Annotated in this window: 3 protein-coding genes; all 3 read right to left on the bottom strand. The window is 77.2% G+C overall.

The features are described 5' to 3' along the window. Positions 1 to 4,652: type I polyketide synthase (locus tag AB0G14_RS31550; RefSeq protein ID WP_357703750.1), on the bottom strand; the 4,652-nt coding region annotated here is incomplete at its 3' end. A 43-nt stretch (positions 4,653 to 4,695) separates the two neighbouring features. Beyond that, positions 4,696 to 14,730 (bottom strand): type I polyketide synthase, encoded by a 10,035-nt coding sequence (locus AB0G14_RS31545; RefSeq protein ID WP_357703748.1) that lies wholly within the window; start codon positions 14,728 to 14,730, stop codon positions 4,696 to 4,698. A gap of 348 nt (positions 14,731 to 15,078) precedes the next feature. Then, positions 15,079 to 21,817, bottom strand: a 6,739-nt coding sequence (locus AB0G14_RS31540; RefSeq protein ID WP_357703746.1) for an SDR family NAD(P)-dependent oxidoreductase, incomplete at its 5' end; no start/stop codon positions are given.

Below are 21,817 nucleotides of genomic sequence, written 5' to 3'. Positions count from 1 at the left end.
CCCGCCGTCGCCTCGTGCAGCCACCAACCCGCCGACACCTTCGGCGCCAACACCCCAGCCAGCCGCTCCGCGGTCAACCCCTCGACCACACCGTCGTCCAGCACACCGGCGGTGTGCACCACACCCGCCAACCGGCCCGCCGCGGCGACCTCGGCGACCAGCCCGAACACCTGATCCCGGTCCGTCACGTCACACGCCACCACCCGCACGGCAGCGCCCAACCCGGTCAACCGCGCCGACAGCTCGGCCGCGCCCGCGGCCTCCGGGCCCCGCCGCGACACCAGCACCAGCGATCGCACACCCCACGAGGTGACCAGGTGCTCAGCCACCAACGCGCCCAACGCGCCCGTGCCGCCGGTCACCAGCACGGCGCCGTCGCCGAGGGTCGGCGTTTCCGCCACCGCGCCGACGCCCGCCCGCACCAGGCGGGGCACGAACACCGCGTCGGAGCGGACGGCGACCTGGCCGCCCGTCGCCACCGGCTCGTCCGCCACGCCGGCCAGGACACCCAGCAACCCGGCGTGCAGCTCGCCGTCCACGTCGGCCAGGACGATCCGGCCCGGGTGCTCGGACTGTGCCGACCGCAGCAGACCCCACACCGCCGCACCCGCCAGATCCGCGACCCGATCCTCGGCACCGACCGAAACCGCGCCCCGGGTCACCACCACCAGCCGCGAATCCGCCAGCACGTCGGCCGCCAGCCACGACCGCACGGTCGCCAGCACGGCCGACGCCGCCGCGCGCACCGCGTCGGGACCGTTGTCGACCTGCTCGGGCCGGGCCACGTCCCCGTCCGCCCCGCCGGCCGACGCGACCGGCACCAGCAGCAGGCGGGGCGGCACGCCCGACGGCTCGGCGACGGCCGCGGCCACCGCCTCGACGTCGGGGAACGCGGGCAGGTCCACGGAGAGCGGCGAGCCCACCAGCGCCCACCCGGAGACGTCCCCGGCCGCGGCGACCTCCTCGGCCTGCCAGGCGACCTCGAACATGGAGCGGGCCGCCGAACCCGCCGACGACACCGCGGTCAGCTCCCGCAGCGCGAGCGAGTCCACCGACACCACGGCGGCGCCCGACTCGTCAGACGCGACGAGCCGCACCGCAGCGCCCGCGCGCGTCAGGCGCACCCGCAGCACCCGGGCACCCGAGGCGTGCACCTGCACACCCTCGAACGCGAACGGCACCCGCGGCCCACCCGACTCCGCGCCCAGCAGCAGCCCGATCGGGTGCAGGGCCGCGTCCAGCAGCGCCGGGTGCACCCCGAAGCCCGCCGCGTCGCCGGCCACCTCGTCGGGCAACGCGACCTCGGCGAACACCTCGTCACCACCGGTCCAGGCCCGCCGCAGCCCCTGGAACACCGGCCCGTACGCCAGACCGTGTTCCGCCAGCGTCGGATACCAACCCGCCAGGTCCACCTCGACGCCGCCGACGGGGGGCCACTCCCCCACGCCCGGCTCGTCGACGGACGCCGGCTCCAGCACACCCTCGGCGTGCCGGACCCACTCCGGGTCGGCGGCCTCCTCCGGCTGGGAGTGCACGGTCACCGACCGGCTGCCCGCCTCGTCGGCCGCGCCGACGCGCACCTGCACCCGCACGCCGCCGGTCTCCGGCAGCACCAGCGGCGCGGCGACGGTCAGCTCCCGCACCCGGGACGCGCCCACCTCGTCGCCGGCCCGCACCGCCAACTCCACCAGCGCCGCGCCCGGCACCACCACGACGCCGGAGACGGCGTGGTCGGCCAGCCAGGCGTGGGTCGCCGTGGACAGCCGGCCGGTCAGCACGACCATGTCCTCGCCGGCCACCGACACCGCCGCGCCGAGCAGCGGGTGTCCGGCCGCCCCGAGCCCGGCCCCGGACACGTCGGTCCACCGGCCCGCCGGCTCCAGCCAGTAGCGCTGGTGCTGGAAGGCGTACGTCGGCAGGTCCACGTGCCGGCCGCCGCCACCGCGGAGGTGGTCGGCCCAGCCGACGGTCAGACCGTGCGCGTGCAGCCGGGCGAGGGCCTCGAGGAGAGCCTGCGGCTCGGGCCGGTCGTGGCGCGAGGCCGGGACCAGCAGGGGCTCCGGCCCGTCCTCCGCCCGCTCGGCGAGGCAGCCCTGCGCCATGGCGGTCAGCACGCCGTTCGGTCCCACCTCCAGGAAGGTGTCGACCTCCTCGGCGCGCAGGCAGTCGACGGCGTCGGCGAAGCGCACCGTGCCGCGTACGTGCCGCACCCAGTAGCCGGGGTCGCAGAGCTGCTCCGCGTCGGCGATCCGGCCGGTCAGGTTCGACACCACCGGGATCGTCGGCGGCCGGAAGGTCAGCCCGTCGGCGACCGCCGCGAACTCCGCGAGCATCGGGTCCATCCGACCGCTGTGGAAGGCGTGGCTGACCCGCAGCCGGCGGGTCTGCACGCCCCGCTCGGACCACTCGCGCTGCACGTGGTCGAGCGCCTCGTCGTCGCCGGCGACCACGACGGCGGCAGGGCCGTTCACGGCGGCCACGTCCAGCCGGTCGGTCAGCCCGGCGAGGGACGCGGCCACCGCCGCCTCGTCCGCCGCCACGGCGAGCATGCCGCCGCCGGCGGGCAGGGCCTGCATGAGCCGGCCGCGCGCCGCGACCAGCGCGCACGCGTCCTCGACGGAAAGCACCCCGGCGACGTGCGCCGCCGCGATCTCGCCGATGGAGTGCCCGGCCACCAGGTCCGGCACCACCCCGAACGACTCGACCAACCGGAACAACGCCACCTCGACCGCGAACAACCCGGCCTGCGTGAACACCGTCTGGTCCAGCAACTCCGCCTCGGCCGTACCCCCCTCAGCGAACAACACCTCCCGCAACGGACGCGGCAGCAACGGATCGAGGTGCCCACACACCTCGTCCAGCGCGGCGGCGAAGACCGGGAACGCGGCGGACAACTCACGCCCCATCCCGGCACGCTGCGCGCCCTGACCGGAGAAGAGGAACGCCACCCGGCCGCGCGGGGCGGCCACCCCGGTGGTGACCGTGCCGTGCGGCTCGCCGTCGGCGAGGGCCCGCAGCCCGGCGAGCAGGTCGTCGGCGTCGCCGGCCAGCACCACCGCGCGGTGGTCGAGCCCGGCCCGGCTGACCGAGGAGGCCGCGACGTCCGCCGGCTGGAGGGAGTCGGCGCGGCCGAGGTGGGCGGCCCACCGCTCGGCCTGCCCGGCCAGCGATTCCGGGGTGCGGGCGGAGAGGAACACCGGGGCGAGCGGCAGCGCCACGAACGGGTCGGCGTCGGGAGCGGCGTCGTCCGCGGGCGGGGCGTCCTCGGCCGGCGCCTCCTCCAGGATGACGTGGGCGTTCGTACCGCTGATGCCGAACGACGACACGGCGGCCCGGCGCGGGCGGTCGGCGGCCGGCCATGCTCGAGCCTCGGTCAGCAGCGACACCTGGCCGGCGGACCAGTCGATGTGCGGGGACGGCGCGTCGACGTGCAGGGTGGCGGGCATGGTCCGGTGCCGGATCGCCTCGATCATCTTGATCAGGCCGGCGGCGCCCGCGGCGGCCTGGGTGTGACCCAGGTTCGACTTGACCGAGCCCAGCCAGAGCGGCCCACCGTCGCCCCGGTCCTGGCCGTAGGTGGCCAGCAGCGCCTGCGCCTCGATGGGGTCGCCGAGGGTGGTGCCGGTGCCGTGCGCCTCGACCACGTCGACGTCGGCCGGGGAGAGCCGGGCGTTCGCGAGGGCCTGCCGAATCACGCGCTCCTGGGACGGGCCGTTGGGCGCGGTCAGCCCGCTGCTCGCGCCGTCCTGGTTGACCGCGCTGCCCCGGACGACGGCGAGGACCCGCCGGCCGTCCCGGCGGGCATCCGACAGCCGCTGCAACAGCAGCACGCCGACGCCCTCGGACCAGCCGGTGCCGTCGGCGGCGGCGGCGAACGACTTGCAGCGGCCGTCCGAGGCCAGGCCCCGCTGGCGGGAGAAGTCGGCGAAGGTGCCCGGCGTGGACATCACCGTCACGCCGCCGGCGAGCGCGAAGTCGCAGTCCCGCTGGCGCAGCGCCTGCGTCGCGAGGTGCACGGCGACCAGCGACGACGAGCACGCGGTGTCCACCGTGACCGCCGGCCCCTCGAGCCCGAAGGTGTACGCCACCCGCCCGGACACGACGCTGCCGGAGTTGCCGGTGCCGATGTAGCCCTCCACGCCGTCGGGCAGGTCCAGCACCCGGGACGCGTAGTCGTGGTACATCACCCCGGCGAACACGCCGGTCCGGCTGCCGCGCAGCCGCTGCGGGTCGAGGCCGGCGTGCTCGAACGCCTCCCAGGAGGTCTCCAGGAGCAGCCGCTGGTGGGGGTCCATCGCCAGGGCCTCGCGGGGGCTGATGCCGAAGAAGCCCGGGTCGAACTGCGGCGCGTCGTAGAGGAAGCCGCCCTGGTTGCTGGTTGACGTGCCCGGGTTGTCCGGGTCGGCGTGGAACAGCCGCTCCAGGTCCCAGCCCCGGTCGGTCGGGAAGTCGCCCACCCCGTCGCCGCCCCGGTCGACGAGGTCCCACAGCTCCGCCGGGCTGGACACCCCGCCCGGGAACCGGCACGCCATGCCGATGACGGCCATCGGCTCGCGGTCCTTGGCCTCCACCTCGCGCACCCGCCGGCGCGCGTCGCGCAGGTCGGCAGTCGCACGCCGGAGGTAGTCGAGGAACTCTGCCTCAGTGGGCATCGGGCCACTCCGTATCAGGAATCGAGGTGTGCGACATGCCGGATCAGGCCGAGCCGAGCTCTTCGTCCAGCAGGCTGAAGATCTCCTCGGCCGAGGCCGACTCGAGGCTGGCGCCGTCGGCGGCGGCGGAGTCCGCGTCGGACTCGGTGTAGGTCCACAGGGAGAGCAGTTCGCGCAGCCGGGCGCCGACGGCGGCCCGGTCGGTGTCGCCGGCGGCCACCGCGCGCATGGCGTGCTCCAGCTTGTTCAGCTCACCGAGCACCGTCAGCGCGGACGTGCTCCGCTCCGCCAGCAACGCGCCCCGCAGGTACTCGACCAGCGCGGCCGTGGTCGGCCGGTCGTAGATCAGCGTGGACGGCAGCCGCAGCCCGGTGGCCGCGTTGAGCCGGTTGCGGAACTCGACCGCGGTCAGCGAGTCGAAGCCCAGCTCGACGAAGCCGCGCTCGGCGTCGATCGACCGGATCGACGCGTAGCCGAGGACCGCGGCGGCGTGGGTGCGAACCAGGTCGGAGAGGACCTGGTCGCGGTCCGCCTCCGCGGTGGCGGCCAGGGTCTCCCGCAGCGCCTCCGCCGGGTCGCGCTCGGCGGCCCGGGCCGCCCCGGTCGACGCCGGCCGGACCAGCGACCGCAGCACCGGCGGCACCGCCGCCGGCCCGTGCCGACCGATCAGCGCGAGGTCCAGGTTGACCGGTACGACCACCGGCTCGGCGAAGCGCAGCGCCTCGCTGAACAGGTCCATCCCCTCGTCGGCGCCGAGCGGGACGAAGCCGCCCCGGTTCATCCGGGCCTCGTCGACGTGCCCGGTCTGGCCGTCGCCCGTGTCGTTGACCCACGGGCCCCAGGCCAGGGAGAGCGCCGGGAGTCCCCGGTCGCGTCGGTGCTGGGCGAGGGCGTCGAGGAAGCAGTTCGCCGCCGCGTGGTTTGCCTGCCCGGGGCCGCCGAAGAGGCCGGCCGCCGAGGAGAAGAGCACGAACGCGGCCAGGTCCAGCTTCTCGGTCAGCTCGTGCAGGTGCCAGGCCGCGTCGACCTTGGGACGGAGCACGGTGTCGAAGCGGTCCGGGGTGAGCGCCGGCAGCACACCGTCGTCGAGCACCCCGGCCGCGTGCACCACGCCGGTCAGCGGCCGGTCGGCGGGGATCTGGTCGACCAGCAGGGCCAGCGCGTCGCGGTCGGTGACGTCGCAGGCGACCACCCGGGCGGTGGCGCCCAGGCCGGCGAGCTCGTCGACCAGCCCGGCGACGCCCGGGGCCTCCGCCCCGCTGCGGCTGACCAGCAGCAGGTGGCGTACGTCGTGCCGGGTCACCAGCCGTCGTGCCACCAGTCGCCCGAGCAGGCCGGTCGCCCCGGTCACCAGGACGGTGCCGGCGGCCAGGTCGGGGCCGGGCCCCTCGGCCGGGGGCGGACCGAGCCGGGTCAGCCGGGGCACCCGGAGCTGGCCGCCGCGTACGGCGAGCTGGGGTTCGCCCGTGGCCAGGGCGGCCGGCAGCAGGTCGGCGGCCGTCGCGTCGTCGTCGACGTCGACGTCGAGAAGCACGATCCGGTCCGGGTTCTCCGACTGGGCGGAGCGCAGCAGGCCCCAGGCGGTGGCGGCCGGCACGTCGGCGATCCGCTCGTCCGGGTCGACCCGGACCGCGCCGCGGGTGACCACCACCAGCCGGGCGGCCGCGAGGGACTCCTCCGCGAGCCACTGCTGGGCCAGCGCGAGCGTGCGGTGGGCGACGCGGTGCGCCTGGCGGGCCGGGTGCGGCTCGTCGGCGACCGGCCCGACGCAGGTCACCACCACCGCGTCGGGGCCGGGGCCGCCCGCGCGCACCTCGGCGACGAGCGCGGACAGGTCGGGACGCCGGTCGGCGCCGGGCCAGTCGTCGCCGAGGACGACGAGCCGGGAGGTGCCGTCGGCGCGGCCGGTGGCGGGGGCGACCCAGTCGAGGCGGTGCAGGGACCGGCTGGCCGACCGGCGGGCGGCGCTGAGCTGCTCGCCGGAGATGGGCCGCAGCACCAGACCGTCGACGGAGGCGACCGGCGTCGCGCCGGTGTCGGTGACCGTCAACGACACGGACCCGGCGTCGGTGGCGCGCAGCCGGATCCGCAGCTCGCGGGCGCGGGTGGGCCGGATGGTCACGCCCGACCAGGTGAACGGCAGTCCCGGGCGGATGTCGGAGCCGCCGTCGGAGGCCGGTGCGCCGCCGGCGGCGGGGTCGCCGGCCGTGGCGCTGGCGCCGATGGCGTGCAGCGCCGCGTCCATCAGGGCCGGGTGCACCGAGAAGGCCGTGGTGTCGGTGGACGCGTCGGCGTCCAGGGCGACCTCGGCGAGGATGTCCGGGCCGGAGCGCCACGCGGCGCGCAGCGCGCGGAAGACCGGGCCGTAGTGGTAGCCCTGGGCGGCGAGCCGGGCGTAGAGCCCGTCGAGGGCGATCGGTTCGGCGTCGGCGGGCGGCCACACGGCCGCCGGCGCGGGGTCCGGGTCGGCGGTGCCGCTGAGCTGGCCCGAGGCGTGCCGCTGCCAGGCCCGGGAACCGTCGGGGTCGGTGTCGTCGTCCCGCCGGGTGTGGATGGCGACCGGACGGTGCCCGGTCTCGTCCGGCGCGCCGACGCGGACCCGCAGGTCGACTCCCCCCTCGGCGGGGATCGCCAGCGGCGCCTCCAGGTTCAGCTCGGCGACGGTCGCGGCGCCGGCGTGCCGCCCGGTCCAGGACGCCAGCTCCACCAGCGCCGTCCCCGGCAGCAGCACCGTGCCCAGCACGGCGTGGTCGGCCAGCCAGGGGTGGGTGGCGAGGGTGATCCGGCCGGTGAACAGCAGGCCCTCGTCGCCGGGCAGGTCGGCCACCGCGCTGAGCAGCGGGTGGTCGACGACGTCGAGCCCCACGGCGGGCAGGACGGAGCGGTGGGCGCCGGTGCGCTCCAGCCAGTAGCGGTGCCGGTCGAAGGGGTAGGTGGGCAGGTCGACCGGCTCGGCCTCGGGCAGCAGCCGGCGGTGGTCCACCGCCAGGCCGAGGGTTTGCGCGGTGGCGAGGCTGGTCAGCAGCCGGGTGGCGACGTCGTCCGGCCCGCCGAGGGTGTCCAGGACGTGGCCGGTGGCGCCGGTCCCGTCGAGGACGGCGGCGACCCGGGTGGTCAGCACCGGCTCCGGCGAGACCTCCACGAAGGTCACGTGTCCGGCCGCGACGGCGGCACGGACGGCGGCGTCGAACTGCTCGGGCCGTCCCGCCTCGCCAGCCCAGTGGTCGGCCCCGAGGCCGGCCGGGTCGGCCCAGTCCCCGGTGACGGTGGAGGCCAGCCGGGCGGTACCGGGCTGCGGGACGATCCCCGCCAGCCCGGCGCGGACGCCGTCGGCGTCCAGCTCGCCGGCGGCGGCCCGGGCCCGCAGCGCCACCGTCCGGGCGGCGTCGGGCAGGGACAGCAGCCCCGCCACGCAGGCGGCCACGACCTCGCCGTCGCCGTCGCCGACGACCGCGGCCGGGATGACCCCGGCGTGCCGCCAGGCGGCGGCGAGCGCCACCGCGACGGCGAACAGGACGGGCCGGGCCAGCTCCGGCCGCTCGACCCAGGAGGGGTCCGCGCCGGTCAGCAGGGCGGCCGGGTCGACGTCGAGCCAGGGCGCCAGGGCCTGCCGGCACTCGGCGAGCGTGTCGTCGAAGACCGGGCAGCGGCCCACCAGTCCGGCCGCCGCGCCCGCCGAGGCGGCCCCCGGGAAGACGAACACCGGGCCCGCGCCGTGGTTGGCGACGGCGCCGGTCACCAGGTTGTCGGCCGGTGTGCCGGCGGCGAGCGCGTCCAGGCCGGCCAGCAGGTCGCCCGGGGTCGCGCCGACCACCGCGGCCCGCCGGTCGAACGCCGACCGGGTCGCGGCGAGGGACCAGCCGACCGCCGCCGGGGCGAGGCCGGGGTGTTCCCGCACGTGCCGGGCCAGCCGGGCCGCCTGCGCGGCCAGGGCGGCGGCGGAGCGGGCCGAGACCGGCCACACCACCACGTCGGCGGCGACCAGCCCGGGCGCCGGGACGGCGGCCGACTCGTCGTCGCCGGTCACGTCGGCGTCGGCGGGCTGCTCGACGACCACGTGGGCGTTGGTGCCGGAGATGCCGAAGGAGGAGATTGCCGCCCGGCGGGGCCGGTCGACCGCCGGCCACGGCCGGGACCGGGTCACCAGCTCCACGTCGCCGGAGGACCAGTCGATGTGCGGCGACGGGTTGTCCGCGTGCAGCGACGCCGGGACCGTGCCCTCCCGCATCGCCAGCACCATCTTGATCACACCGGCGACGCCGGCGGCGGCCTGGGCGTGGCCCATGTTCGACTTCACCGACCCGAGCAGCAGCGGGCCGGCGTCGCCCCGGTCCTGCCCGTACGTCGCCAGCAGCGCCTGGGCCTCGATCGGGTCGCCGAGGGTGGTGCCGGTGCCGTGCGCCTCGACGACGTCCACGTCGCTGGGCGTCAGCCGGGCGCTGGCGAGCGCCTGCCGGATCACCCGCTGCTGGGAGGGGCCGTTGGGTGCGGTGAGGCCGTTCGACGCGCCGTCGGAGTTCACCGCGGAGCCGCGTACCACGGCGAGGATGCGGCGGCCCTGCCGCCGGGCGTCCGAGAGCCGCTGCACGAGCAGCATGCCGACGCCCTCGGACCAGCCGGTGCCGTCCGCCGACGCGGCGAAGGACTTGCACCGCCCGTCGGAGGCGAGGCCGCCCTGGCGGGAGAACTCCTGGAACGCCGTCGGGGTGGCCATCACCGCCACGCCGCCGGCCAGCGCCAGGTCGCACTCGCCGCGTCGCAGCGCCGCCCCGGCGAGGTGCAGCGCCACCAGCGACGAGGAGCAGGCGGTGTCGACCGTGACGGCCGGTCCCTCCAGCCCCAGCGCGTACGCCACCCGCCCGGAGATCACGCTGTGCGCGGCGCCGGTCATCAGGTAGCCCTCGACCCCCTCGGGGACCTCGGTCAGCCCTGTGCCGTAGCCGGAGCTGGAGGCGCCCACGAAGACGCCGGTGCGGGTGCCGCGCAGCGTCGCGGGGTCCACCCCGGCCCGTTCCAGCGCCTCCCAGGACGCCTCGAGGGTGAGCCGCTGCTGCGGGTCCATCGCCACCGCCTCGCGGGGCGAGATCTCGAAGAAGGCGGGGTCGAAGTCCGCCACGTCGTAGAGGAAACCGCCCGCCGGGGCGGGTGCGCCCTCCGCCGGCTCCGGGATCTCCCAGCCCCGGTCGGTCGGGAACGGTGAGATCGCGTCCACGCCGTCGGCGACCAGCCGCCAGAACGCCTCCGGCCCGTCGACGCCGCCGGGGTAGCGGCAGGCCATGCCGACGATCGCGACGGGCTCGTCGGCGTCCACGACGACGGTCTCCGGGGCGTCGACCCGGTCGACGCCGGACACCAGCTCGCGCAGGTGCGCGGCCAGTTCGGCGGGGGTGGGGTAGTCGAAGACCAGCGTGGTGGGCAGCCGCAGACCGGTGGCCGCGTTCAGCCGTCCCCGGAAGTCCACGGCGGTCAGCGAGTCGAAGCCGAGGTCCTTGAACGGTCGTCCGCGCAGCTCGTCGGGGGTGGCGTGGCCGAGCACCGCCGCGGTCTGCTCGTTGACCAGCCGCAGCAGCTCCCGCTCCTGCTCCGCCGCCGGCAGCGCCGCGAGGTGGCGCAGCGGCGCGGCGACCCCGCCCGCGGCCGGCGCGGCGGCCTCCTCCGCCGCGACGAGCACCCGAACCTGCGGCAGGTCGCCGAGCAGCGGGCTGGGCCGGGCCACGGTGAACGCGGGGTGGAACCGGGTCCAGTCGACGTCGGCGACGGTCACGCAGGGCGTCGGGCGGCGCAGCGCCCGGTCCAGCGCGACGAGCGCCCTCTCCGGGTCGATGGGCGGCAGGCCCATCCGGTTGAGCTGCTCGGTGGCCACGTTCTCGGCGGCCATGCCGTGCGCGCCGCCCCAGGCGGTCCAGGAGACGGCGGTGGCCGCCAGGCCCCGGTCGCGCCGGTTGACGGCCAGGGCGTCCAGCAGGGAGTTGCCGGCGCCGTAGGCGCACTGGCCGGCGCTGCCCCACACGCCGGAGATCGAGGAGAACATGACGAACGCGCCGAGCTCGCGGTCGGCGAGGCAGGCGTCGAGGTGCAGGGCGCCGAGCACCTTCCCCGCGACGACGTGGGAGAACTCGTCGAGGGTGGTGTCGGTCAGCGGGGTGAGCTGGTCGGTGCCGGCGGCGTGCACGACCGCGGTCAGGCCGGGCAGCGCGTCCACCAGCTCCGCCACGGAACGCCGGTCGGTGACGTCGCAGGTGGCGGCGGTGACCCGCCCGTCGGCGCCGTACCGGTCGAGCAGGTCCGCCACGGCCGGGGCGGCGGCGCCCCGGCGGCTGGCCAGGACCACCTGCCCGGCGCCGCGGTCGAGCAGCCAGCGGGTGACGTGGCCGCCGAGGGCACCCGTGCCGCCGGTGACCAGGACCGTGCCGGACCACCAGTCGCCGGCCGGGGTCTCGTCCGCCGCCGGCGGGGCCGGGGTGAGCCTGCGGGCCCAGATCCCGCCGGGCCGGACGGCCACCTGGTCCTCGCCGCCGTCGCCGGCCAGCACGGCGGCGAGCCGCCGGGTGGTGGTGTCGTCGACGGTGGCCGGCAGGTCGACCAGGCCGCCCCAGCGGTGCGGCTGCTCGACCGCCGCCGCCCGGCCGAGACCCCAGACCTCGGTCTGCAGCGGGTGCGCGACCCGGTCGCCCGGGGCCGCCGCGACCGCGCCGCTGGTGACGCACCACAGCGGGGCCACCAGGTCCAGGTCGGTCATCGCCTGGACCAGGGCGAGGGCGCCGGCCGCGGCGAGGGTCACGCCGGGGTGCTCGGGCAGCAGCCGGTCCTGGCCGGCGACCACGGCGAGCACGCCGTCGACCGGCCGGCCGTCGACCAGGTCCCGCAGCCGGGCGGCCAGCGCCGCGCGGTCGAGGTCCGCCGCGCCGACGCGCAGCACCAGCGGCTCGGCGTCGGGGAAGAGGCCGACCAGGCGGTCGGCCCACGCCGGGGCGTCGTCGGCCGGCAGCACCACCAGCCAGCGGCCCGCCGGGCCGTCCCGGTCCTCGACCGGCACGGGCTGCCAGGTCACCTGGTACGACCAGCCGTCCACGGTGGAGCGCTCCCGCCGGGACCGGCGCCACGAGGTGAGCACCGGCAGGGCCGGCAGCAGCGCCCGCACCTGCTCGTCGTCGTCGCCCAGCTCGCTGCGGAGCGTGTCGACGTCCGCCTGCTCCAGGGCGGTCCAGAACTCGTCGTCGCCGCCGTCGGGCGTGGCGGTGTCGGGGGCGGCGGGCGGCGGCTCGGGCCAGAACCGCTGCCGGCGGAAGGCGTACCCGGGCAGCGGCACCCGCGCGGTGTCCGCGCCGGCGAACAGCTCGGCCCAGCCCACCCCGACCCCGCCGACGTGCAGCTCGGCGAGGGCGGTGAGCAGGGACGCGGGCTCGGGGCGGTCCCGGCGCAGCAGCGCCACCGCGGCCGTGTCGTCGTCCGCGCCGGCCGCCGTCAGGATGTCGCGGGCCAGCGCGGTGAGCACCCCGCTGGGGCCGACCTCCAGGAAGGTGCGCACGCCCAGGGCACGCAGCTGGTCGACGCCGTCGGCGAACCGGACCGCCTCGCGCACGTGCCGGACCCAGTAGTCGGCGGTGCGGATCTCGTCGGGGTCGGCGACCGCGCCGGTCAGGTTCGACACGATCGGCAGCGCCGGCGGGTGCAGCTCCAGCCCGCGCACCACGGCGGCGAACTCGGCGAGCATGGGTTCCATCAGCGGGCTGTGGAAGGCATGGCTCACGCGCAGCGGCCTGGTGCGTACGCCCTGGTCCGCCCAGCGGCGTTCGAGTTCCTCGACGGCGTCGGCCGCGCCGGAGACCACCGCGGCGGTGGGCCCGTTGACGGCGGCCACGGCGACCCGGTCCTCGAGGCCGGCCAGGGCGGCGCGGACCGCGTCGGCGGGGAGCTGGACGGCGAGCATCGCGCCGCCGGCCGGCAGTGCCTGCATCAGCCGGCCCCGGGCCGCGACGAGCGTGGCGGCGTCGGGCAGCGACAGCACGCCGGCCGCGTGCGCGGCGGACAGCTCGCCGATCGAGTGGCCGAGCAGGACGTCCGGGACGATGCCCCAGCTCTCCAGGAGCCGGAACAGCGCGACTTCGACGGCGAACAGGCCGGCCTGGGTGTAGAGGGTCTGGTTGAGCAGCGCGGCTGCCTCGTCGCCCTCGGGCGCGAAGAGCACCGGGGCGAGCGGGCGGGGCAGGTGCCGGTCCAGCTCGGCGCAGACCTCGTCCAGCGCCTTGGCGAAGACGGGGAAGGCGGCGGCCAGGTCGCGGCCCATGCCGCTGCGCTGCGCGCCCTGCCCGGAGAAGAGGAACGCGAGCTTGCCGCCGCGCGGCCCGGTGCCGGTGACCAGGCCCGGGGCGTCGCCGCCGGCCGCGAGCGCGCGCAGGCCGTCGCGCAGGTCGGCGCGGTCGGAGGCGAGCAGCACGGCCCGGTGCTCGAGGCTGGCCCGGGTGCGCACCGACGACCAGCCGACGTCGGTCAGCCGCAGTTCGGGGCGGCCGTCGAGCCAGTCGGCCCAGCGGGTCGCCTGCGCGGCGAGGGAGTCGGCGTCGCGGGCGGAGAGCAGCACCGGCACGAGGCCGGCCCCGGTGACCGGGGCGGTGCCGGTGTCCGCGTCCGTCCCGGTGGCGGCGTCGGTCGCGGCGGAACCGTCCGGGGTCTCCGCCGGGGCCGGGTCGGCGGCGGGCGCCTCCTCGATGATCACGTGGGCGTTGGTGCCGCTCATGCCGAAGGAGGAGATGCCCGCCCGGCGGGGCTGCTCCCCGGCGGGCCACGGCTGCGGCTCGGTCACCAGCGACACCGCGCCGGCCGTCCAGTCCACGTTGGGGGTGGGCTCGTCGACGTGCAGCGTCGCCGGCACGGTTTCGTGCCGCAGCGCCATCACCATCTTGATCACCCCGGCCACGCCGGCGGCGGCCTGGGTGTGCCCGATGTTCGACTTGACCGAGCCGAGCCAGAGCGGCCGGTCCGCGGGCCGCCCCTGCCCGTACGTCGACAGCAGGGCGTGGGCCTCGATCGGGTCGCCGAGGGTGGTGCCGGTGCCGTGCGCCTCCACGACGTCGACCTGCTCGGGCGCGAGCCGGGCGCTGGCCAGCGCCTGGAGCACGACCCGCTGCTGGGACGGGCCGTTGGGGGCGGTCAGCCCGTTGCTCGCGCCGTCCTGGTTGACCGCGCTGCCGCGTACCACGGCTAGGACGGGGTGGCCGTTGCGCCGCGCGTCGGAGAGCCGCTCGACGAGCAGCAGGCCGACGCCCTCGCCCCAGGCGGTGCCGTCGGCGGCGGCGGCGAACGACTTGCACCGGCCGTCCATGGCCAGGCCGCGCTGCCGGCTGAAGCCGATGAAGGCGGACGGGGTGGACATGACGGTGGCGCCGCCGGCGAGCGCCAGGGTGCACTCCCCCTGCCGCAGCGCCTGCACCGCCAGGTGCAGCGCGACCAGCGACGACGAGCAGGCGGTGTCGACGGTGACGGCGGGGCCCTCGATGCCGAGGGCGTACGAGATCCGGCCGGACACGACGCTCGCCGCCGTGCCGGTGAGGATGTAGCCCTCGGTGCCGGGCGGCGGCTGCTGGAGCAGCCCCACGTAGTCCTGGCCGGTGGTGCTGGCGAACACGCCCACCTGGTGGCCGCGCAGCGCCGAGGGGTCGATCCCGGCGTGCTCGAACGCCTCCCAGGAGGTCTCCAGCAGCAGCCGCTGCTGGGGGTCCATGGCGATCGCCTCGCGGGGCGAGATGCCGAAGAACGCGGCGTCGAAGTCGGTGGCGGAGTCGACGAAGCCGCCCTCGGCGACGTACGACGTGCCGGGGTGGTCGGGGTCCGGGTGGTACAGCCGCGCCAGGTCCCAGCCGCGGTCGGCGGGGAACGCGGAGACGGCGTCCCGTCCGGAGTCGACGAGCTCCCACAGCTCCTCGGGCGAGCCCACCCCGCCGGGGAACCGGCAGGCCATGCCGACGATGGCGATCGGCTCGCGGCTGGCCGCCTCAAGCTCGCCGAGCTTCCTCCTGGTCTGGTGAAGGTCCGCCGTCACCCATTTCAGGTACTCCCGGAGCGTATCTTCAGTCGCCATTAGCGCCACCTCTTCGGGCCGGAAAGAAACAGGCGACCCAATACCGTCCACAGACGCCACAAGCCGCGAAGATCTAAGCCCATTCAGCCGACCACGAATTGCCAGACAAAAGCGTTTCAGCCCACACCAGGTCTTACTCGCCGGAGGAAAGGTAATTGTGGCCGGACGGCGGTCACAACCCCTAGCGTGCCCCTACGGGTGCCCCTAGGCGGCACGGGTGCAGGCTGGGCCGACCCGCCCTGCTGAGCGGCCCGGCGCACCGCCCTCACGGGGTGCGGCCGGGCGGGTGCGGGACCCCGCCCGGCCGAGGGCGTCACGACCGCCGACAACGGTCGCGCGGCCCCATTTCTACAGGCCCGGCAAATTGCCGCCGGGCCCGCCCAGCTCGCGGTGGATGAAATCGAAGATCTCGGCGTCCGTCGCGTCGTCGAGGGCGTGGGCGACCGGTTTCTCCTCGACCGGACCGCGATCGTCGCCCCACCGGGCGACGAACGCCTGCAACTGCACCAGCAGCTTCTGCCGGGTCAACCGGTCCGGTGCGCCGGCCGCGAAGACGCCGTCGAGCCGGTCCAGCTCGGCGAGCAGCGGGGCGGCCGCGGCGGCCCCGTCCTCGACGAGGCGGTCGCGCAGGTGCCGGGCGAGCGCCGCCGGCGTGGGGTAGTCGAACACCACGCTGGCGGGCAGTTGCACGCCGGTGGCGGCGCGGAGCCGGTTGCGCAGCTCCACGGCCGTCATCGAGTCGAAGCCGACCTCACGGAACGCGCGGTCGGGCTCCAGTCCCCCGCCCCCGGTGTGGCCGAGCACGGTCGCCGCCAGGCCGCCCACGAGTTCGACGAGGACGCCCTCCCGTTCGCCGGGGTTCAGCGGGCGCAGCCGCTCCCGCAGCGCGGTCGCCGCCTCGTCGTCCGCCGGCTGGCGGTCGTCGTCGGCGGGCAGCGCCGCGCGGGCCTCCGGGATGCCGGTCAGCAGCGGGCACGGCCGCATCGACGCGAACGTCGGCACGAACCGGTCCCAGCGCACGTCGGCGACGACCAGCGCCACCTCCTCGCGCAGCGCCTGCCCGAACGCCTCGACGGCCAGGTCCGGGGGCAGGCCCGGCAGGCCCCGCTGGCGCAGCTGCGCCAGCTCGACCGACTCGGGGTCGTCGCGCCACGGTCCCCACGCCACCGCGGTGGCCACCAGGCCGCCGTGCCGCCGGTTCGCGGCGAGCGCGTGCAGCAGCGCGTCGCCGGCGGACTGGCCGGCCCGGCCGCCCGCGCCCCACACCCCCGTGGTGGAGGTGCACAGCACGAACGCGTCGAGCGGCCGGTGGGCCAGTTCGTCCGCGTACCTCGGGACGTCGCCGACGGTGGCGGTCAGGTCGACGGCCAGGCCGGCGAGGGTCAGCTCGGCCAGCGGCACCGAGCCGGTCTCCGCCGGGACGTGCACGAGCGCGGTCACCGGCCGGCTCTCGGCGGCGAGTTGCTCCATCAGGTCGCCGAGCTTGCCCGTCGCCGGTTCCGCCAGTGGGAGCACCTCCGCGCCGTGGCGGCCCAGCCAGTCCGTGGTGTGCCGGGCGAGGGCTCCGGTCCCGCCGGTGAGCAGGACGGTGCCGTGCGGCCGGTACCCGACGCCCGCCGCCGGACGTCCGGTGTCCCGGACCAGACGCCGGGCGTGCACGCCGGCTTCCCGGACGGCGAGCTGGTCCTCCCCGTCGCCGTTGGCGAGGGCGCCGGCCAGGGCCGCGTACGCCGCCTCGCCCGCACCCGCCGGCAGGTCGACGACGCCGCCGACGTGCCGGGGGTGCTCCAGCGCGGCGACGAGGCCGAGGCCCCACGTGGTGGCCTGCGTCGGGTGTACGACCGCCTCGTCGTCGACGGCGACGGCGCCGGTGGTGGCCAGCCACAGCGGCACGGGCGGGCCGGAGCGGCCGGTGTGCGCCTGCACGAGCAGCAGGTTCGCCGCCAGGCCGGTGGGCAGCGCGGGCTGCTCCGGGTGTGGCGCCTCGTCCAGCGCCAGCAGGGAGAGCAGCGCCGTCGGCTGGTGCGCGGCGGTGAGCCGGTCGAGGTCGGCGGCCAGGCCGTCCCGGGTGACCGTGGCCGGGTCGACGGTCAGCAGGTACGCCGTCGCGGCGGCGGCCGTGAGCGCCGCCAGCACCCGGTCGGTGACCTGGTGCGGCGGGGCCACCACCAGCCAGGTGCCCGGGTCGGCGCCGGTCAGCGCCCGGCGCTCCCAGGTGACCCGGTACCGCCAGCCGGCCAGGGTGCCGTCGAGGTGCTGGCGGCGCCGCCACGACTCCAGTTCCGGCAGCAGATCGCGCAGCGGCCGGTCCGGGTCGATGCCGAGCCGGTCCAGGTCGCCGTCGGTGACCGCCCGCCAGAACGCGTCGTCCACCGGGTCGGCGGCCGGGGTCGGGGCCGCGTCGAGCGTCGGCCAGTAGCGCTGCGGCTGGAACGCGTACGTGGGCAGCTCGGGCAGCCGGCGGGGATCCGGGCGGGGGCCGGCCAGCACGCCGAGCACCGCCGCCCAGTCGACGTCCCGCCCGGTGCCGTGCAGGACGGCCAGCGCGGACAGCAGGGCGGCCGGCTCGTCGGCGCCGGCGCGCAGCGCCGCCACGGCCGTCCCGTCGTCGTCGGTGGGCAGCAGGCCGGCGGTCATCGCGGTCAGCACCGCCTGCGGGCCGAGCTCCAGGAACGTGTCCACCCCCGCGTCGCGCAGCGCGGCGATCCCGTCGGCGTACCGGACGGCCTCGCGGACGTGCCGCACCCAGTAGTCGGGCGTACGGATCTCGTCGGGGTCGGCGACCCTGCCGGTCAGGTTCGACACGATCGGCAGTAGCGGCGCGGCGAACGTCAGCCCGTCGAGGACGGCCCGGAACCCGGCCAGCATCGGCTCCATCAGCGGGCTGTGGAACGCGTGGCTGACCCGCAGCCGGCGGGTCCGCACCCCCCGCTCCCGCCAGACCCGCTCCAGCCCGTCGAGGGCGTCGACCGCCCCGGCGACCACCACGGAGGTGGGACCGTTGACGGCCGCGACGCCGACCCGGTCGGTCAGCCCGGCCAGCGACTCGACCACCGCCGCCTCGTCGGCGGCGACGGCGAGCATCCCGCCCCCGGCGGGCAGGGCCTGCATCAGCCGGCCCCGGGCGGCCACCAGCGTGCCGGCGTCCGCGAGGGACAGCACCCCGGCGACGTGCGCGGCGGTGATCTCGCCGATCGAGTGCCCGGCGACGTGCCCAGGCACCACCCCGAACGACTCGACCAGCCGGAACAGGGCCACCTCCAGCGCGAACAGCCCGGCCTGGGTGAACACCGTCTCGTCGAGCAGGGCGGCCTCGGCGCTGCCGTCGGCCGCGAACAGCACCGGCTTCAGCGGCTGCGGCAGCTGGTGGTCCAGCACCCCACAGACCTCGTCGAGGGCCGCCGCGAACACGGGGAACGTGTCGTACAGCTGCCGGCCGGTGCCGGGGCGCTGGGCACCCTGGCCGGAGAAGAGGACGGCGAGGCCGCCCGAACGCCGCCGGGCGGTGACCAGCGCGGCGTGGTCCTCCCCGCCGGCCAGCGCCCGCAGCGCGGCCAGCCGGGTCGCCCGGTCGGCGGCGACCACGGTCGCCCGGTGCCCCAGGTGGGCGCGGCCGTCGGCGAGCGCCCAGGCGACCAGGTCGGCCGGGTCGTCGCCCGTCGCGGCCCGGTCGGCCAGCCGGCCGGCCTGGTCGCGCAGCGCGGCGAGGTCGGCGGCGGAGACCGGCCACGGCAGGGTCGCCCCGGGCCGTTCCCCGCCGGGGGCGAGCGGCTCCGGCCGTTCCGGGGCCTGTTCCAGGATCACGTGGGCGTTGGTGCCGCTGATCCCGAACGAGGAGACGCCGGCCCGGCGCGGCCGGCCCGCGGCGGTCCACGGCCGTGCCTCGGTGAGCAGCGCCAGCGCGCCGGACGTCCAGTCGACGTGCGGGGTCGGCGCGTCGACGTGCAGGGTCGCCGGCAGCACCTCGTGCTGCAGGGCCAGCACCATCTTCATCAGGCTGGCGGCGCCCGCCGCGGCCTGGGTGTGGCCGATGTTCGACTTCACCGACCCGAGCCACAGCGGCTGGTCGGCGGGTCGACCCCGCCCGTACGTCGCCAACAGCGCCTGCGCCTCGATCGGGTCGCCGAGGGTGGTGCCGGTGCCGTGCGCCTCGACCGCGTCCACGTCGTCGGGGGTCAGGCCCGCGTTGTCCAGCGCCTGCCGGATCACCCGCTGCTGTGCCGGCCCGTTCGGTGCGGTGAGGCCGTTGCTCGCGCCGTCCTGGTTGACCGCACTGCCCCGCACGACGGCGAGGATCCGGTTGCCGTCCCGCTGGGCGTCGGAGAGCCGCTGGAGCAGCAGGACGCCCACGCCCTCGCCCCAGCCGGTGCCGTCGGCGGCTTCGGCGAACGCCTTGACCCGCCCGTCGGCGGCGAGGCCGCGCTGCCGGGAGAACTCCAGGAACGCGCCCGGGGTGGACATGACGGTCACGCCGCCGGCCAGGGCGAGGTCGCACTCGCCGCTGCGCAGCGCCTGGGCGGCCAGGTGCAGCGCCACCAGCGACGACGAGCAGGCCGTGTCGACGGTGACCGCCGGGCCGTGCAGCCCGAACGAGTACGCCAGGCGGCCGGAGACCACCGAGGCGCCGTTACCGGTGGCCTGGTAGCCCTCCACCTGGGACCGGGCGCCCAGCAGCAGCGTGGCGTAGTCCTGCCCGTTGGTGCCCATGAAGACGCCGGTGGCGGAGCCGCGCACCCGCTGCGGGTCGATGCCAGCGCGTTCGAACACCTCCCAGGTGGCGTGCAGCAGCAGCCGCTGCTGCGGGTCCATCGCCAGGGCCTCGCGCGGGTTGATCCCGAAGAACGCGGCGTCGAAGCCGGCCACGTCGGGCAGGAACCCGCCGCTGCGGGTGTAGCTGGTGCCGACCCGCTCCGGGTCGCTGTCGAACAGGGCGTCGAGGTCCCAGCCCCGGTCGGTGGGCATCGGCGTGACCGCGTCCACCCCGTCGGCCAGCAGCCGCCACAGCTCCTGCGGCGACGACACCCCGCCAGGGAACCGGCAGGCCATCGAGACGATCGCGATCGGCTCGTCCACCGGCGCCCGGACCACGGTCGCGCCGCCGGCGGCCGGGCCGCCGTCCGCGCCGACCACGATTTCGGTACGCAGGAAGCGGGCCAGTTCCGCCGCCGACGGGTGGTCGAAGACCACGGTCGACGGCAGGGTCAGGCCGGTGACCCGACCCAGCCGGTCCCGCAGCTGCACGGCTGCGAGGGAGTCGAAGCCCAGCTCGCGGAACGCCCGGCCGGCCGGCACCTGGTCGGTGGTGGCGTGACCGAGCACGGCCGCCGCCTCCGCGCGGACGAGGTCGACCAGCAGCGCCTCCTGTCCGGTCGCCGGCAGCGCCGCGAGCCGGGCCCGCAGCCCGTCGGTGGCGGCGGCGCTCTCCGGCCGCTCCGGCTCGGCGACGGCCGGGGCGACCCGGTCGAAGAGGTGGCTCGGCCGGGCGGCGGTGAACGCCGTGACGAACCGGGACCAGTCGACGTCGACGATCACCGGCGCCGCCTCGGGGGCGTTCACCCAGCGGCCCAGCGCCGCGACGGCGGCGTCGGGCGCGAGCGGGGTGAACCCGCGGCGGCGCAGGCCGTCCGCGGTCTCCCCGGCGGCCATGCCGTCCTCCGCCCACGGGCCGTAGGCCAGGGCGGTGGCGGGTAGGCCCGCCGCCCGGCGGGCGGCCACGAGGGCGTCGAGCAGGGCGTTGCCGGCCGCGTAGCCGGCCTGCCCGCCGCCGCCCCAGACGCCGGCCACCGAGGAGAAGACCACGAACGCGTCGAGGTCGTGGCCCCGGCAGGCGGCGTCGAGGTGCAGGGCGCCGAGCACCTTGCCGGCCAGGGTGCCCGACAGCTCGCCGTCGGTCACCTCGTACGCCGGGGTGGTGCCGCCGGACGCGCCGGCGGTGTGTACGACGGCGGTCAGCCCCGGCAGCCCGGCGACGAGGGCGTCGACCGCCTCCCGGTCGGTGACGTCGCAGGCCACCACCCGCACCGCACCCAACTCGGCCACCAACTCCGCCGCACCCGGCGCGGCCGGGCCACGCCGCGAGACCAGCACCACCTCGCCGGCGCCGTTGGCCAGCAACCACCGGGCCACGTGCCGGCCCAGCGCACCCGTACCGCCGGTCACCAGCACCGTGCCGGCGGGCCGCCAGCCCGACCCGGCGGGCGGCGCGGCCGGCACCAGCCGCCGGCCGAAGAGGCCGTTGCGGCGGACGGCCACCTGGTCCAGGGTGCCGTCGGCCAGGACCGCGACGAGCCCGGCGCGGGTGCTCCGGTCGGCGCGGTCGGGCAGGTCGACCAGGCCGCCCCAGCGGTCCGGCTGTTCGAGGGCGACGACGCGGCCGAGGCCCCAGGCCAGGGCGGCCCAGGGGTCGCCGGCCCGCTCGCCCGCCGTGACCGGCAGCGCGGTCCGGCTGAACGCCCACACCCGTCCCGGCAGGCCGGTGTCGGTGAGCGCCCGGGTGAGGGTGAGCAGCACCGCCGCGCCGGCGGGAACCGCCGGGGTGTGCGCCAGGGGCTGGTCCTGCCGGGGCAGGACGCAGAGCACCCCGGCCCAGCCGTCCGCGCTGATGCCGCGCAGCCGCTCACTCAGGTCGGCCCGGGTGAGGGTGGGCGGCACGGTCAGCGTGTCGACCTGGGCGCCCGCCTCGGTGAGCGTCCTCGCGGTGCCCGCGTCGGCCCCGCTGTCGACGGTGACGACCAGCCACCGCCCGGTCAGCCCGGTCGCCGGGGCCGGCCGCACCGGCTCCCACACGACCCGGTACGACCACCCGTCCAGCGTGGTGTCCCGGGACCGGGCCCGCCGCCAGCGCGAGAGGACCGGCAGGGCCGGGCTGAGGGCGCCCAGGGCCTCGGTGTCGTCGCCGATTTCGGCGGCGAGGGCGGCCAGGTCGCCACGCTCGACGGCGGCCCAGAAGTCGGCGTCGCCGCTGTCCGGGGCGGCCTGCTTCGCCGGCGTGCCCTCGGGCCAGTAGCGCTGGTGCTGGAAGGCGTACGTGGGCAGGTCGACGCGGCGTGCGCCGCTGTCGGCGAACCACTGCCGCCAGGTCACCGGC

This window comes from Micromonospora sp. NPDC023814 (assembly GCF_040639595.1).
In the GTDB taxonomy this organism is placed as follows: domain Bacteria; phylum Actinomycetota; class Actinomycetes; order Mycobacteriales; family Micromonosporaceae; genus Micromonospora.
This window is presented reverse-complemented; position numbering and strand designations above follow the sequence as displayed.

What these genes read in the sequence shown, in the direction of transcription:
- AB0G14_RS31545 (WP_357703748.1), bottom strand. Translation starts at nt 14,730, where the DNA reads ATGGCGACTGAAGATACGCTCCGGGAGTACCTGAAATGGGTGACGGCG.